We start from the raw sequence: 17,023 nt of genomic DNA on the forward strand, positions 1-17,023 counted from the left end.
CTTCCACCTCGTAAACCATATCAAAGTCGCCCGGCTTCGAAATTGAGGTTCCAATATCTTTGGGATGAAGCAGCTTAACATTAGGACATTAACTCCGAACAAAATCATCCGCCGCCAATTCACAATTTTTGCCGATTGTTTATTGATTTTACTTATTTGCGCGTTATATCCATCTTGGCCAATCCGAGCGTCCATTGCCTCTTGACGCTCTTTCAAGCATTCATCAATTTTTGCTTTGTTTCTTGCTGTTAGTTCATAATCACTCGTATTGAGTTCAGACTTTTTTATACTATGCCAGCATTGGCTGCCCCAAACCTGTTGGGTCAATCCACTGGATATGGTGGACTGCATATTGGTAATGCCACCAATGATGGAGCGTTCAACAAACAACAAGCTCCCCACCTCAAACGTAAAAGCCACCCCATGAGAGATGGCTTATATATTGATTTGCTAAAGGAGTTTATCGAATGATCTTCCCTGCTTTTACATCCTCTAACCAACACCCTTCAACGAGATAGGGAGGAAGCCAACCAGTTTCAACTGATAAACGATGACCTTTGTCGTACCACATACAAGCCATGCCAAGAAGAGGGAAAGATATGAAAGTTTCTATAGAAATCAAGTCCTCTGGCTTATCGAGCCTCATTTGGTATTGCTCTTGGAACTGTAGGTTCTTAATGAGTACCTCTTCAAAGTCATAACCGATGTCAGTTGTCAGGGCAGCAAAAGTTTCCAAAATACCCATGGCGATTTCTAACGCCCAATCATCACCCTGAGCAACTGCCGCGTCCATCGCGGCCACCAGTTTATCAGGGTAGTCTGCTGTACGTTGATGGAACGACTGTATGACGTCTACTAACATATAAGACAGCTCACCCGCTTTGGTAGAGCTCTGTCTCATCAAAAAAATCGGAAAGTTCGCCAACACATCCATGCTAGCTTTGTCACGGACGATGACAGAAGTAAAATAGGCATCTAGCCACATTGAAGGACAAATGAAGCCTGTTTTTAAAATACCTTCGCCTTTCCAGGTCACTTCTGGGTATCTAGGTAATTGAATACTTTGAGGTTCGTCAGGCCTCATCGCTAACTGATGATAAAACGCGCGCATTAATGACGCTTCATACAGGCAAAGTGTTCCGATTTGTTCATTTTCTATGGAGTGTGGGAACCACGAGTACCATCTCACTAGATAAAACGATTCATCACTTAAAGCAACTAAGTTTTCTCTACGAATACTGATTACCTCTTTGCGCGTGTCAAGGTCTTCATCAATATCAGAACTATAGCCTTTGATTAACTCCGAGGTCAGCTTTGGATCAGCATTTCTTTTTATTTTAATTTTGTCAGACATTTTAAAACTTCCCTAAATCTACATTAAATTCTTTTACTTTAATCTTTGAAACTTTCCCTGGTTCAGAGATTGGGGTTTTAGTATGTATCTATCTAATTGGGCGTCCACTCCTCGAAGCGTTTCTTATTGATTTAGCTGTTTCCCACTCTGTTGTATTTCGCCCATTCCTAGACATCTTACCAACTATTGCCGCTGCATATTTAGACGTTCCTTGCTGACATGCTTCGTTTCCTATTTTTCTACTACCCAAAGGACTGCTCCCCCTTTGGCCTCAACAATGATAATTTCACCTAGTGGTGGCTCTTCCACCTCGTAAACCATATCAAAGTCGCCCGGCTTCGAAATTGAGGTTCCAATATATTTGGGATGAAGCAGCTTAGCATTAGGACGTTTACTCCGAACAAAGTCATCCTCGACCGTTTCACAATTTTTGCCGATTGTCTATTGATTTTACTTATTTGCGCGTTATATCCATCTTGGCCAATCCGAGCGTCCATTGCCTCTTGACGCTCTTTCAAGCATTCATCAATTTTTGCTTTGTTTTTTTCTGTTAGCTCATAATCACTCATATTGAGTTCTGAGTTTTCTTTATACACTGCTTTATTCAGCACAAGATCTTCAGTGAAGATCGTGCAACCTTTCTCCCCACCAACTTTCTCAGATTCAAAAACATGCGCATTGACAAACTCCTCAATCCCAACAACATACTGCACTTCGTGTCTGGTGCCATCTGAATGATTAATATGACGATAAAAAGTAATCTCGTTTCTCTCGCAATCGATATGGTCTAAATCGTATTCATATCGGATATGATTTTTACCTTTTGGGGAACGTTATTTGCGCCTGATACTCTGCCAGCATTTGCTGTAAGCATTTTAACCCTTCTTCACAGAGGAAACCTGTTGGGTCAATCCACTAGATGGGGTTGATTGAATATCGGTAAACATATAAGCCACCTCGTGAAAGGTGGCTTATATACTGAATTTCTAACTAAATGATAATTTATCGAGTGATCTTCCCTGCTTTTACTTCTTCTAGCCAACGCCCCTCGACGAGATAAGGAGGAAGCCAACCGGTTTCAATAGATAAACGGTTGCCTTTGTCGTACCACATACAAGCCATGCCAAGCAGAGGGAAAGAGATGAAGGTTTCGATTGAAATCAATTTTTTAGGAGCATCCAAGCGCATTTGATATTGCTCCTGGAACTGCAGGTTCTTAATGAGTACCTCTTCAAAGTCATAATCAATATCGGTTGTCAGGGCGGCAAAGGTTTCTAAAATGCCCATGGCGATTTCTAATGCCCAGTCATCACCCTGAGCAACTGCAGCGTCCATTGCTGCGACTAGCTTATCGGGGTAATCCGATGTGCGGTTGTGGAATGACTGAATCACATCCACCAGCATGTAAGAAAGCTCACCAGCCTTCGTAGAACTTTGTTTCATCAGAGAAATCGGAAAGCTCGCCAATACGTCCATACTTGGCCTGTCACGCACGATCACCGAAGTGAAATAAGCATCAAGCCATCGGTTAGGGTGTAAACACCCCGTTTTTAAAATACCTTCACCTTTCCAGGTTACTTCCGGGTATCCAGGTAATTGAATACTTTGAGGCTCGTCAGGTCTCATGGCGAGCTGATGATAAAATGCACGCATTAATGATGCTTCATATAGACATAGTGTGCCGGTTCTCTCATCATCATTTAATGGAGGTAGCCATGTATACAGGCGAATTTGCTCAGACACATCATCACTCAAATAAACCAAGTTTTCTCTTTTTATCGCAATGCGCCTTTTTCGTTTATCTAAGTTCTCTTTTACTTCTTCTCTGTAAGCATCTATTGCCGCTTGAGTTAGACTAATATGAGCCAATCGCTCAATCTTTTTTAATTCCTTGGCATCAAACATTTCCAAATTCTCCCATGTCTATATCAAATTCTTTCGCTTTAATTTTCGAGACTTTACCATCTGAAGATATTTCTGCTTGTGTATGAATATAACGAATCGGAATATCATCTTTGATAGCGGATTTGATGTGATTTGCAGCAATCTTTTCCGTTGTACCTTGTTCTTGCTTAGACATCTCACCAATAATTGCTGCTGTATATTCAGTTGTCCCTTGCTGATATGCCATATTTCCAATTTTACGACTGCCGAGCGGGCTGCTGCCACCCTTAGCCTCGACGATGATGATTTCTTCAGGATCATCTGAGAGGTACACCATATCGAAATCACCTGGTTTCGATCCCGAAGTTGCAAGGTCTTTGGGGTGGATCAACTTAGCATTAGGGCGTATATTCCGAACAAAGTCATCCGCGACCAACTCACCAATTTTTGCTGACTGCTGGTTAATTTTAGCAATTTGGGCGTTATGCCCTTCTTCGCCGCTACGCGCATCCATTGCCTTTTGACGTTCTGCTAAACACTCATCAACCTTTTGTTTGCATTCTTCAGAAAGTTTGTATTTCTCATCCTCATCCTTATTATTGAATTCGAATTCTGAGTTATCCTTGTAATCCGCTTTATTCAGCACTAGGTCCTCGGTGAAGATGGTGCAGGTCTTATCGCCACCGACCTTCTCTGAATCAAACACGTGAGCATTAACAAACTCTTCTATCCCGACTACGTACTGCACTTCATGTTTGCTTCCGTCAGAATGATTAATGTGGCGATAAAAAGTAATCTCGTTTCTTTCGCAATCAATATGGTCTAAATCGTATTCATATCGAATATGATTTTTACCTTTGGGTTTTCGGATTTTGACTTGCGAGCGAACGCCATCTTCTCCGACGGATGATTCTTTTGCTGCCTCTAAAATCTGATCGCAAACCTCTTGGGGAACGTTGTTTTGCGCCTGATACTCAGCCAGCATTTGTTGCAAGCGTTTTAGCCCTTCTTCACACAAGAAGCCTGTTGGGTCAATCCACTGGATAGGATTGACTGCATATTGGTAATGATTAATGCCACCAGCAATAGATATCGGATCTTGTTGGATAAAACGTCCTAGCTTAGGGTCGTAATACCGAGCGAGGTTGTAATGTAAGTTGGTTTCTCGATCGAAGTACTGCCCTTGAAAACGCAATGGATTTGCTACATTTTCAATATGTACATGAGCAAAACCGTGAGCATCGTAACTTGCACTCCATACAACATTCCCCTCGCAATCGATCAGTCGCTCTGGTTTACCAACTTGATCGCACTGGTACCAATAAATAACGTCATTTTCTAGCAGTGCCACTGGCGTGTAGGTTTCTGGTTGATATAGGTACCAGCGGAAAGCACATGAAGAGCGTTCACCAATTAAACGTTCCCCTTCCCACAAGAACTCCGTAACGCCTTGTTGTGTAATTTTCTTCGTCCTGCGCCCTAATGCATCATATTCATATTGACTGATGCCATCGTCGGTGTGAACTTCAATGAGCTGATTTAACGCATCAAATACGCGAGTCTGAACGTGTCCTTGCCCCTCACGTTTTGTCTGATTTCCTTGCGCGTCATATTTGAACCGGACATTATCGTGCACTTCAATACGATCAGCGAATACCTCTGAAGATGGCAAAGTAGGATTGCCAAAACTATCGTATTCAAACTTAGTCACTTCTCCGGAAGCATTGACTCGTTTCAGTTGCCCTAAGGCATCGTACTGATAGTGTGTTGCTCCTGCCGTATTATCAATGATTGATGAAATACGGTTTTGCGCATTGTAAACGTACTTTTTCTCTCTATCAGGCCAATGTTGTTCGACCAAACGACCAACACCATCATAAATGATGCGCTCATTAAAATATGCCGTTTCAATTTGGGAAACTCGTCCCATTTCATCGTAATGAAATTTGATTTGAGGTAAATCTAGGTTTCCAAACCGAATCGCTGAAAAACGCCCATATCGATCATAAGAGAAGTTCAGCTCCGTATTATCTGGCAGTACCTGAGATACGCGTTGGCCAACTCTGTTAAACTCCTGCGCTATCTCAAACTGACCTTGAATGCGCTTTGTTAAATGCCCGAATGAAGAGTATTGGTATTGCAATGTTTGATGGCGATTGGAGGCGAACGTAAGTCGCCCACCAAGCGTATAATTAAAGTGGTGCTCTACAATACTGCTAGCATTTCCTGCTTTGACGTGCTTGAGATAACCCGCAGCGTCATAGCGGTACAGCACGGTCCTATCGGCGACTTGCTTACGATGGATCCGTCCCATATGATCATAATCAAATTGGCTTTGTAGATTATCAAACCCGACAGTTCCTGACAGCTGGCCTTCATCGTCATACAGGAATTCGAACTCTAAGCCGTCACTCCGAACTAATTTAGTCAGGTTACGTTGTTGATCGTATTCGTAAGAAATATGGCTGCCATCGGGAAAGATGACTGCTTCTTGTTGCGCGAGTGCTCCCCATTGATACGAGGTAATGCCTGCTGGCGTTCGAATCTGAGCAACACGGCTGTGCTCATCGTAAGAATATTCTTCGCTATAACCGACTTTGTCTTCGTCGTTAAAATAACGAACTGATGTACGCCTGCCAAATTGATCATAAGCGAGTTGAGCAATACACCCATCGGGATAAGCAACGCCATTCACTAAATCTTCTTCATTGTAGCTATAACGAAGTAATGTACCGTCTATTTCATTCGCGATAAGTCTTTGTTGTTCATCCCACCACCACTGACTTTTCTTACCATCTTCAGACTCTTTTTTGACGACTTGACCGTGTTTATCGTAATCATATTCCGTGACACAGCCGAACTGATCGGTATCCCAAACTCTTTGACCGAGGCTATTGTAGTAAGCCTTCTCAATATCCCCGTCAGGTGAAACCGTTTTAACTAACTTACCTAAGCCGTCATAGCCATATTGAATTTCTTTGCCAGAGGAATGAAACTTAGAAACTAATTGACCATGCTGATTATATTGATAATTGACCGTTGACTGATCAGGATAGATAGCTTGTGCTTTTCGTCCTAATTCATCATATTGCCATCGCCAAGTTCTACCTGTGGGGCTTATTTTCTCGAGTAAGTTACCCTGCTCGTCATGCAAGAAAGACCATTGATGATCTAACGAGTCAGAATAAGAAGAATGATTTCCCTGATAATGGAAGCGATAGTCATAAATTCCTGCGTCCCCAACGTTCCTGATGCATTTCGCGTTAGCACCTTCGCCATCCCATTCAAAATAATGAGTAAAGCCAGTTGGTCGTACACGCTTAACAATTAAATGGCCGCGGTATTGATACTGTTCCTTCAAGCCCAAATGATTAGTTGCACTGACCAAATCATCGTGCTCATCATAGGTATAAGTTGTCAGAACTTTTTGGGACTTTGCATTAAGCAGTTCTACAAGGCGTCCTTGCTTATCATATTGACATTCAAGAACCGGACGCTTGTTGTATGAAATCTCGATCAATCGATGGTTTCGAGAATACTGCAGTTGAAACGTTGAAAACGTGCCATTTCTGACTTGTTTAACAAGCCAACGATCATCTTTCTGTTCAAATCGATATTGATGCCCATTAGCGAGCGTCACGATCCGAGTTGCTGAATTTAGGAAATAACAGCTCGCACCAGCGTATATCTGGTAACTTGTTGCTCCAATATCTACTGGCTCAAATTCTGTGATATCGGCCTTATCGTCAACAAACTCCCAAGCGATAACATTGTCTTTCTCGTTCGTCTTTTCGCGTAATTCAAACTGAAATGCATGTCGCCAACCAAAGCCCATTCCATGATTTACATCCGACTGCGAAGAGCGGTAAGTACGCTGCCAAGTAGTACCTTGTTGTAGCTCGATATCATAGAGTTCGAGAATTTCTTCACCCGTCACAAGTGATACAGGATCACCGGCTTTCTCATGTTTTTCGCTGCTTTGTTGCTGAGGCTTGGCGGATGCGGCACTTCTGCCACTCTTTTTATTCGACTTCCCCTTTCCCTTCGATGGTTTTGCATTGACGGTATTTTGAGTCGGTGGAGGCGTAACCGCCGACGAGAGTGCGTAGTTTTCGCCGGTAGGTACAATTCGAGCAACATGCAAGTCACCGTTCACCAAAGCATTGGCAAACGTTGAATTATAGTGTTGGGAAGTAAGCTCACCGTCAGGTATGTTTGGCTTGAATTGACCAATCGTATAGAACAAATCCTCGACAGAGCGAAGGTCAAGCTCACCAAAGCTCTCAAGAAACTCTATTGCCTCTTGTTTGGTCACGAATGTTTTAGGTTCGCCGCTAGTAAGTAACTGACCAGAGAAGTGATAACTTTCGCCAAAGCGATTCGTGATAGGAATGACGAATTGAGGGATCATAGCCGTAACGTGTTTGTCCTTTTCTTACCTTGCCGCATCATTTAATGCTCGTTTCGCTCTTTTTATTTGTGAGAGCAAGATGCCTTAATCAAACATCCTCCGATAGAGATTCCTCTGTATGCGTAGACTGAATGTATTGATGGCAATTTTCACGTATGCAACTCTTTGAATTTCTGAGCGCAGCGTACTTTAACGGGACGATGAATCCTGAGTAAATGAACAATAGCGTGAGTGAGACTAATGTCTCATCGTGACGCGATTTTTTTACATGTTTCTTACTTAACTATGATTTTCTGCCCAGTTACGTAAATTCACTCAATAAGTTGCATCAAGTATCACCACTGCGACTCAACGCTTCATATTTGAGACAAAACAGCAACAAAAAAACCGCCTATTACGGCGGTTTTGCTTAAAGAATACTGATTAAAGGTTTGGACCTGTCGATGGTCTGTGTGGTTGGTTATTGAGCAGTTGCTGCATCCCTTGAAACATTCTCATAAACCACACCAAGATGGCTAATGCAGCAAACACCATCCCTACCCAAGGAATAAAGTAAGCGATGGTTTCAAGCAAAGTACTATGCAACCAATAATCACTCACGCCAACGAGTACACCGTTAGAAGTCGCGACGGTGACGATCAACACAACAAAAAACGTCAGGTAGAGAAAGAAGGTGCGAATTAAACCGTAGTAATGAGAAATCACTACGTCGCTGTCTTCTCCCTTATCTAATCGGTAACCCGCATAGATAATTGCGATAACGCCTGAGATCAGAAACGTAAACGGGGTCAGACAGCTCAGGATGTACGCAACCCAAATCCCATTATGAGGTTTGTTCATTCGCTTTCGCTCCTTTTACTTCCGTTTGTGCCGTATCTGTTTCGCCCATCGCTTCTTTGGACTTCACTTCCTCATACCAAAGATCGTGGTGTTCTTTCGCCCATGTCTCGTCAACTTCACCAGTCACCATGCCTTCTAACGCACCTTCCATACCGAATAGACCAATATAGATGTGGAAGATAAAGCCACAGATTAGAATCAGTGCCGAAATCGCATGAACTAAGTTAGAAAGCTCCATGTCACGGCGAGTTTGGCCAAAGATAGGAAAGTCCAGAACTAAGCCACTCACTGCCGCGATAGCACCAAAGAAGATCAACAACCAATAGATTGCCTTCTCGCCACCGTTTGAGAAACCAGCTGACGGATGTGTGCCTTTGTGTTTACCAACCATGCCGCCCATTTTCATAAACCAACGAACATCTGTCATGTTTGGAATCGACTTGCGCCACCATTTAAAGAGCACGAGCATCAGTAAAATGAAGAACAATGGTCCCATGTAATTGTGGTACTGCTTCGCCAACATGACGATAAAGCCCCAGAACTCAGTAGGAACGTACGGTTTTAAGAAGTGCTTACCGTAAACCAGCATCAAACCACTGAATGCCAACGTTAAGAATGTAAACGCCATACTCCAGTGAAGCGCGCGGTCTAAACGAGACCAACGCTTCATCTTTTTACCAGTACGCGGCTTGCTAAGCATCAAAGGACCAACGAATACGTAAGCCATGATAACCATCGCGATACTGCCGAAAATCGCGACAGCACCAGCAGGAGACATCCATTTCTCTTTTAGAATGTACCAAGTCTCACCAGGTTTACTGATCAATACGCCATGTTCTGGCGATTGGGACGTGGTGTAGCCTTCTTGCCCCTCTCTGACTTCGCGCCAATAGTCTGCCCCGGCGAGTTGCGTGATCTCCTGTTGAATAACTTTAGAAGATTGTTCCTCTCCTGAAGCAGGCATTGCGAAAGTCAGCAGCAATGCCGTCATCATTGACAGCATTGCTAGAGATGCACGTTTAAGCGTGTTTAACATGTGCCTCTCCTTACTTAGCTTTTCGTCGCATCGTAAGAAAGATCGTTTCCGTCTGTCCAACCTGCGTTTTTCGCGCCGCGTTCTACCACACGTTGACGGAAAATGTCAGAGACTTTCTCTGCGTCACCCGCAAGCAGCGCTTTGGTTGAACAAAGCGATGCACACATCGGTAACTTGCCTTCTGCGATACGGTTCGCACCGTATTTTTGACGTTCTTCCTCAGAGCCAGGCTCTGTTTCTGGGCCGCCCGCGCAGAAAGTACATTTATCCATTTTGCCACGTTCACCAAACGCCTCTTGTTTAGGAAATTGAGGTGCGCCAAACGGACAAGCAAACAAACAGTAACCACAACCGATACACAGATCTTTATTGTGAAGAACGATGCCGTCTTCGGTATGTTCGAAACAATCAGCTGGACAAACTGCCATACAAGGCGCATCGGTACAGTGCATACAAGCAACAGAGATAGAGTTTTCACCAGCTTCACCGTCGTTTAGTGTTACCACGCGGCGACGTTGAATGCCCCATTCAAGCGCATCGTCGTTTTCGTTCTTACATGCAGTAACACAGCCGTTACACTCGATACAGCGTTTGGTGTCACATAGAAATTTCATTCGTGCCATTGTCAGACTCCTTACGCTTTACGAATGTTACATAGGGTTACTTTGGTTTCCTGCATCAAGGTAACCGGGTCGTAACCGTAAGTGGTTGCCGTGTTAGCCGATTCGCCAACAACGTAAGGTTGTGTACCTTCTGGGTATTTAGGGCGTAGGTCTTCACCTTCGAACTTACCGCCAAAGTGGAACGGAATGAACGCCAAACCAGGTTTCACACGACGTGTTACCATCGCTTTCACCTTGATTCGTCCTTTCTCTGCACCTTCAACCCAAACATCATCACCATCTCTAAAGCCAAGATCGTTCGCGTCTTTCGGGTTCACTTCAACAAACATTTCTTGTTGAAGCTCGGCAAGCCAAGGGTTTGAACGCGTCTCTTCACCACCACCTTCGTATTCAACCAGACGGCCAGAAGTCAGAACGATTGGGTACTCGCCCGATTTGTCTTGCTCTTGAATGGATTTATACAACGTAGGAACACGGAAGATTGCATCTTTGTCTTCCCAAGTTGGGTAATCCATTACAAGGTCACGACGTGGTGTGTAAAGTGGTTCACGATGCAGTGGCACACGGTCTGGGAACGTCCAAACAATCGCACGCGCTTTCGCGTTACCAAATGGAATACAACCGTGCTTGATCGCGACACGCTGAATACCGCCAGAAAGGTCAGTCTTCCAGTTTTTACCCTCTGATGCCACTTTCTCTTCAGCAGTTAAGTCGTCCCACCAACCAAGTTGTTTCAACAACTTGTCAGTGAACTCTGGGTAACCGTCTTTGATTTCACAGCCTTTCGAATAACTGTCTTCTGCAAGAAGGCTCTTGCCTTCAAATTCCACACCAAAGCGCGTACGGAAGTTACCGCCACCTTCTGCAACCGTCTTAGACGTATCGTACAGAATGTGTGTACCTGGGTGTTTCATTTCTGGTGTGCCCCAGCATGGCCAAGGTAGACCATAGGTTTCACCGTTGACAGGGCCACCTTCCGCTTCCAATGTGGTTTTGTGGAACGTATGCCAGTTTTGTTGGTGCGCTTTCAAACGCTCTGGGCTTTGGCCTGTGTAACCAATCGTCCACATGCCTTTGTTGAATTCACGCGTTAGGTCTTCAATCACCGGCTGGTTGTTTTCAACACGGATGTTTTTGAACAGAAGATCGGAATAGCCCAGTTTCTTCGAAAGCAGGTACATGATTTCGTGGTCTGGTTTTGATTCAAACAAAGGTTCAATCACCTGATCACGCCATTGTAGAGAGCGGTTAGATGCGGTAACGCTGCCGTGTGTTTCAAACTGTGTTGTTGCAGGAAGCAGGTAAACGCCGTCGGTACGGTCGTTCATTACCGCAGCAACCGTTGGGTATGGGTCCACAATCACCATCATGTCCAACTTCTGCATCGCTTTTTTCATCTCAACACCACGTGTTTGAGAGTTCACTGCGTGTCCCCAGTAGAACATTGCACGTATGTTTTCGCGTTGACGAATGTTGTCTTTGTTTTCCAGTACACCATCAACCCAACGAGATACAGGAATACCTGCACTGTGCATTGGTTTCTGACCGCTATAAGCGTTGTCATCGAAACGACCTTTGATCCATTCGTAATCGATTTCCCACACTTTTGACCAATGACGCCAAGCGCCTTCAGAAAGGCCGTAGTAGCCCGGTAGCGTGTCAGAGAGCACGCCAAGGTCGGTTGCGCCTTGTACGTTATCGTGACCACGGAAGATGTTTGCGCCGCCGCCTGATTTACCAATGTTACCAAGCGCTAGCTCAAGCACACAGTAAGCACGTGTGTTGTTGTTACCAGTAGTATGCTGAGTACCACCCATACACCAAACAATACAGCCTGGGCGATTTTCAGAAAGCAGTTTTGCTGTTTGGTAAACGTCTTCTTCGCTTACGCCTGTTACGCGCTCAACTTCTGCTGGCGTCCATTTCGCCACTTCAGCACGGATCTCATCCATACCGAATACACGTTGACGGATGAACTCTTTATCTTCCCATTGGTTTTCGAAGATGTGCCACAACACACCCCAAATGAATGCTACGTCAGAACCAGGACGAAGTGATACATAGTGATCCGATTTTGCTGCCGTACGTGTACGACGAGGATCCGCTACGACGATCTTACAGTTGTTCTTCTCTTTTGCGATCAGAATGTGCTGCATCGCTACTGGGTGTGCTTCAGCTGGGTTTGAACCAATGAATAGCATCGACTTACAGTTGTGCATGTCATTGAAAGAGTTGGTCATCGCACCGTAACCCCAAGTGTTCGCTACACCCGCCACGGTTGTTGAGTGACAAATACGCGCTTGGTGGTCAACGTTGTTCGTACCCCAAAGTGATGCCATTTTGCGGAACAAGTACGCTTGTTCGTTGCTGTGCTTTGCGCTTCCCAAGAAGTAAACCGAATCAGGGCCAGACTCTTTGCGGATGTCCATCACCTTGTTACCGATTTCTTCGATCGCTTGATCCCAAGAAAGCTTTTTCCACTTACCGTTTTCAAGCTTCATTGGGTATTTAAGACGGCGCTCACCGTGGCCATGTTCACGCAGTGCGGCGCCTTTTGCACAGTGTCCACCGGCGTTAAATGGGTGGTCGAATGCAGGCTCTTGACCCGTCCAAACACCATTTTGAACTTCTGCGTAAATACCACAACCCACTGAACAGTGAGAACAGATAGTACGTTTTATTTCTGTTTTCGCTTCTGGATCGACTGATTTTGCTTGCGCTTTTTTCATCATTCCCGGTGCGAATAGACTAGCACCAACCACTGCGCCACCAGCGGCAAGCGAAGTGTTTTTCATGAATGCACGACGAGATACGCCAAGCTGGTTCGTTTCTTTGCTCACACTGTCGGAGCGTTTGACAAGTTTCATCCGTTATCTCCTAAAGTGTGTCGTAGTAATCGCGAATGTGTTGAGTTTCACGATACCCTTTCTTCTTCACGTCGTTTTCAGAAGGCTCAACCGTTTCTGAAGCAACGGCCACTTTCGTGGTTCCCGCAACAACAGCACCGGCAACGGCAGCGGTTGTGAAGCCTTTTAGGAGATCCCTACGGCTTGTGTTTATTTCTTTATTATCTTTCATCATTGCTTCCTTACCTTACGGTAGATCTTTGGAGACTCATGCCTCTCTATCGATATGACCAAGTACTGCTCGATTACTCGTAATCAGTGACGTTTTTCACATCAATTTTTAATTTGTTCTTACTGCTTTTGGTGTTCACGCTAAAGCGGACTTGCTCTAACGTTAAAAATGCATCGCAAAGCTGTGCAGCTGGCTTGTAGAAGTTCACGCTTTCGGCGCTCTCTAGTTGGCGCGTAAAAGATTGGAACCAAGGGGCAATGTGTTTGTTAAACACCGCTTGTTGAAGTTCTTCCTCTTCACCTGTCAGCATTGCCATCACTTCGCACAGTGCAGAAATATGGTCTTCAGGCTCTTTCACGCTCTCTTCTCGTTCGATGCCTAAAAGATCCAAATCGCGACGAATTTCCGCTAACGGCTTTTCCATCATCGAGCCAGTACGATGCCAAGATCCGAATGGCACAACTTCACCACGTCCAATGCCAATAAACAGATCTTGATATTCTTCTTCTAACGCTTCTCGCTGCGCTTCGTTCGCGGCTTGTTGCAGTGCGAGCCAAGCTTTTTGCATCGCGCTCTCAGACGGCTCAATTTCTAGCGATTTCAGGAACGCCAGCATTTCATCACTAGGCGCACTACGAAAAAGTGCAGATAGAACGAGATAAATGTCTGTTCTCAGTGTTTGTTCTTGTTGTGTGTCCACTGCGAGCTCCTAGTATTTTAATTGTTTCATTGGGTCTTCTGCCATCGACTCAAACATGTCGATCACACGGCAGTCTTCACACATCGCGATACGATTGATCGCCGCTTCATCAGAGAAATGAGAGTGACCGCGTAACTTGTTTTGTAGCATGTCGATCATCGATTGCGGAGCAAAGGGCTTGTGACAACGAATGCACTCGGCTGCCTTTTCTTCATGAATCACAACCGCTTTCTGGCGTTCTTCTTTCACCCAGTTCATACGAGGAGTAAGCGTCAGCACTTTCTCTGGACACGCTTTCTCGCACAGCCCACATTGAATGCAGTCTTGCTCGACGAATTTAAGCGACGGAGATCGACCGTCCGTATGCAATGCACGTGTTGGACACACAGCCACACAGCTCATGCACAACGTACAACCTTTACTTTCACAAGAGACTGTGCCGTAAGGTGCGTTCGCTGGAAGTTCAACAATGTTCTCGACTGGAATACGTGATGCGGACAACGCATCCAACGCCGTAAATAGACGCTGACGTTTGTTGCCTTGCAAGTCTCCTAATGCCAAATCAAAAGACTCGGTACAAAGTGTCGGAGCACCTTCACGTAGTGACTCTAGATACAGAATGTCGATGGTTTCTTTGGCGATACCAAGCTGACCGAGCAGCTCTTGAGCAATACCTACTTCGCTATTAAGCACACGAATAATGGTTTGAGGCATAAAACGTGAAGCCGCAAACAGCACCTGAGTAGCACCATTCACAAGCGCGGCGAACCAAGTATCAATACCAACCGAAGGCAGTTCTTCCACCACAATTGGAATCACATTATCTGGCAGTGCTTTCAGTGCCATCACGTTGTAGCTCTCGTGGCGAGAACTGCAAATCAATACGATAGGATCTAAACCACCCGCTTGCTCATAGTTGGCGAGCGTACGTTCAATAAACTTTTGCGTATCTTCAGGGTTTGGCAGTGCGTAATGAATCGCTTCTGTCGGACACGCTGTAGCACAAGTACCCACGCCTTGACATAGGTATGGGTTGATCTCGATGCGATGGCCCGTTTTGTCGCTGCCTTCACTCGATAGTGCCCCTGCCGGACAAGCATCCACACACCGTTCGCAACCTTTTACGCCACGAGAGCTGTGTGCACATAAATCGGTATCTAAACGGAAGAATTTCGGTTTATCGAACGTCCCCATTAAGGTTGGAATCTCTTCCAACGCTTCAGCCAGTTTCGGATAGCCACGACCTACTGGGTAGTAGCCCGGTACTGGGACTTCTTCCGACATGCAGCTGTTAAGGCAAAGATCGAGTACGATATCGAAACAATCGCTATTGATCGCGACCTTGGCAAGATTGTTGGTCGAACCATGATTTTCAATCAGAACTTCAAACGTACCTAAGAACCCTGAAACCTGAACCGAATTGGCGTAATAAAGCTCGGGATTTGTGCCCTTTTCGCCATCGGTAGAAAGCAGCGTTAGGCTGTTCATTTGCGACAATTGCGCTGCCGCACTTTCGATGATTGCTGTTGGGCCCACAATCAAAGTATTACCACCGCTTTCATAGCTTACGGTTGGTGGAATAAGATTGGTCAACTCTACGGTATTTTCGAAAGCGTACAGCCTCGCTTTACCGTTATTGGAAGTTGCTTGTTCTAATAATTGTTTCAGCATTGCTCAATTCCATTTATGAACATGGATAGTCTTTTCCATCTCTTAGTGTAGTTAGCGCCGGAGATTCTGCTGATTAACTTATCAATGAGCATTCTTATTCCGCCATCTATAGGCGATGAATACTACGCAGTGCGTCCGTACTAACTTCAACCAGATTGGTATTGAGCAACAGATAGCAAGTGTCATGCCAATAAAATATCAACTAAAAATCAATAGGTTATCAATTTTACTGACAAATAGTAGGGATAAAAAAACCGGTTGAGACATTTTGTCTCAGCCGGCTCATTGAGTGTTTAGTCAAAATGTACCTATTCTTTGTGTGGTATATTTTGTCTCACCTCGTTAGGCTGTGATTCTTCAGCAAAAGTATCACTTTCGCCAGGAACTGTATTTATATACAGTTCATTTTCATCTTGAGTAATTTGGCCACTTTTGTCGGTGTTTGACTCTGCGTCTTCAACTACCCCAGATGCGATATCGTTAGCGTTAAGCTCAGACCCTTGCGCAGTTTCAGCGTCTGGTTCGTCTTCCACTTTGTCTTTAACCCAATCACGCAGCGTCTCAGCGACGTCTTGAGAAAGTGACTTTAAGTTACTGTAATCATCATCGTAATCGTCTAGGCCGTCACGCACGTTAAATTCTTCGGACAAGAACATTTTGCGCAGCGCAGCTTTCTTGACGCTTTCTGAGGCTTCAGAAACCAGCAGTTGCGCCACAGACATTTCTTCGGTTTTTTCAGTCTCTACACTCGCGGTAATGTCTGGAGCCTGACTATCCTCATTGACGTTCAAAGCATCTGAGCTTTCGTCAGCGTTTGAAAGCGCTGTGACACTATCTTCGGATTGCGCCGTCTCTGCTATCGGCGTGATCTCTTCATCATGTTGGGAGGATTCTTCTAACTTACGTTTCGACCAACGGCTTAAAAAACTAGTTGCCATTTGCTCTGCCCGCTCCTTTGCGTTTCTTACGTCTTACTTCTAACAACTCACCGTGGCGACCGATAAAGGCTTCCATCCAAGCCTGAACGGCTAACGGCATATCGTTAGATAGTACAAGGTTATCACCATCCATATATTGCGCCGCAACAGATTGTGAAGCCGTCAGTAACTGTATCGCTGGTTTTTCACCAGACTCGACGTTATCCATCACTAAAAAGAGTTTAGGTTGCAGAGAGCTTAAGTTAAAGCGGTAGTCTGTACGTTCATCTTTATGTAATTGCAACGGACAAACATCTGGAGTTTCTTCCGTCGGATTCAGCGCAAATCCTGTCAACTGCCATTGGGTTGTCACCCAAATCCCTGTACTGATCTCATGCTCAACAAGCTCTACGCCGATTGGCCATGTATCCTCAGTCTTTTCGTAATTTTTTTCGAAATCTTTCTTATCCGACATAACTCACCCAGTCTTTCTATTTTTGGTCTGAAAA

The 17,023-nt window shown here is 44.8% G+C and carries 12 protein-coding genes and 2 pseudogenes; all 14 read right to left on the minus strand.

Features of this window, described 5'->3' with window-relative positions; genetic code table 11:
• Positions 1-285 (minus strand): annotated as a pseudogene (locus R7Q46_RS03820) (hypothetical protein); the annotation flags it as partial.
• 175 nt (positions 286-460) lie between these two features.
• Positions 461-1,354 carry an immunity 49 family protein gene (locus R7Q46_RS03825; RefSeq protein ID WP_213872144.1) on the minus strand — a complete coding sequence of 298 codons (894 nt, stop codon included), beginning with the start codon at positions 1,352-1,354 and terminating at the stop codon, positions 461-463.
• Position 1,355: 1 nt separating this feature from the next.
• A pseudogene (locus R7Q46_RS03830) lies at positions 1,356-2,311 on the minus strand (type IV secretion protein Rhs); the annotation flags it as partial.
• Between the two features lie 45 nt (positions 2,312-2,356).
• Complete coding sequence (locus tag R7Q46_RS03835; RefSeq protein WP_213872143.1) at positions 2,357-3,259, minus strand: immunity 49 family protein; 903 nt, start codon at positions 3,257-3,259, stop codon at positions 2,357-2,359.
• Positions 3,252-7,649 carry an RHS repeat-associated core domain-containing protein gene (locus tag R7Q46_RS03840; RefSeq protein ID WP_318077303.1) on the minus strand — a complete coding sequence of 1,466 codons (4,398 nt, stop codon included), beginning with the start codon at positions 7,647-7,649 and terminating at the stop codon, positions 3,252-3,254. Before R7Q46_RS03840 ends, R7Q46_RS03835 begins: the two co-directional genes overlap by 8 nt.
• Positions 7,650-8,072: 423 nt before the next feature.
• The gene (locus tag R7Q46_RS03845; RefSeq protein ID WP_005377532.1) at positions 8,073-8,489 is read right to left on the minus strand and encodes a membrane protein; all 417 of its coding nucleotides are present in this window, start codon (positions 8,487-8,489) and stop codon (positions 8,073-8,075) included.
• Entirely contained in the window at positions 8,473-9,525 is a 1,053-nt protein-coding gene (locus R7Q46_RS03850) for a formate dehydrogenase subunit gamma (RefSeq protein WP_065274532.1), read from the minus strand. The genes R7Q46_RS03845 and R7Q46_RS03850 overlap by 17 nt, the downstream gene beginning before the upstream one ends.
• 14 nt (positions 9,526-9,539) lie before the next feature.
• On the minus strand, positions 9,540-10,148 hold the full coding sequence (gene fdh3B, locus R7Q46_RS03855) for a formate dehydrogenase FDH3 subunit beta (protein WP_005377536.1): 609 nt from the start codon (positions 10,146-10,148) through the stop codon (positions 9,540-9,542).
• An 11-nt stretch (positions 10,149-10,159) separates the two neighbouring features.
• The gene (locus tag R7Q46_RS03860; protein WP_318077304.1) at positions 10,160-13,015 is read right to left on the minus strand and encodes a formate dehydrogenase subunit alpha; all 2,856 of its coding nucleotides are present in this window, start codon (positions 13,013-13,015) and stop codon (positions 10,160-10,162) included.
• A gap of 10 nt (positions 13,016-13,025) precedes the next feature.
• Positions 13,026-13,226 carry a twin-arginine translocation signal domain-containing protein gene (locus tag R7Q46_RS03865; RefSeq protein ID WP_005377542.1) on the minus strand — a complete coding sequence of 67 codons (201 nt, stop codon included), beginning with the start codon at positions 13,224-13,226 and terminating at the stop codon, positions 13,026-13,028.
• A gap of 73 nt (positions 13,227-13,299) precedes the next feature.
• Positions 13,300-13,926 (minus strand): molecular chaperone, encoded by a 627-nt coding sequence (locus tag R7Q46_RS03870; RefSeq protein ID WP_318077305.1) that lies wholly within the window; start codon positions 13,924-13,926, stop codon positions 13,300-13,302.
• 9 nt (positions 13,927-13,935) lie between these two features.
• Positions 13,936-15,597: a 4Fe-4S dicluster domain-containing protein gene (locus R7Q46_RS03875; protein ID WP_017634908.1), complete on the minus strand. Its 1,662-nt coding sequence runs from the start codon at positions 15,595-15,597 to the stop codon at positions 13,936-13,938.
• A 308-nt stretch (positions 15,598-15,905) separates the two neighbouring features.
• On the minus strand, positions 15,906-16,535 hold the full coding sequence (locus R7Q46_RS03880) for a DUF3306 domain-containing protein (RefSeq protein ID WP_318077306.1): 630 nt from the start codon (positions 16,533-16,535) through the stop codon (positions 15,906-15,908).
• The gene (locus R7Q46_RS03885) at positions 16,525-16,989 is read right to left on the minus strand and encodes a DUF3305 domain-containing protein (RefSeq protein WP_017634910.1); all 465 of its coding nucleotides are present in this window, start codon (positions 16,987-16,989) and stop codon (positions 16,525-16,527) included. Before R7Q46_RS03885 ends, R7Q46_RS03880 begins: the two co-directional genes overlap by 11 nt.
• Between the last annotated feature and the right edge of the window lie 34 nt (positions 16,990-17,023).

It is taken from the genome of Vibrio sp. 811 (assembly GCF_033339195.1).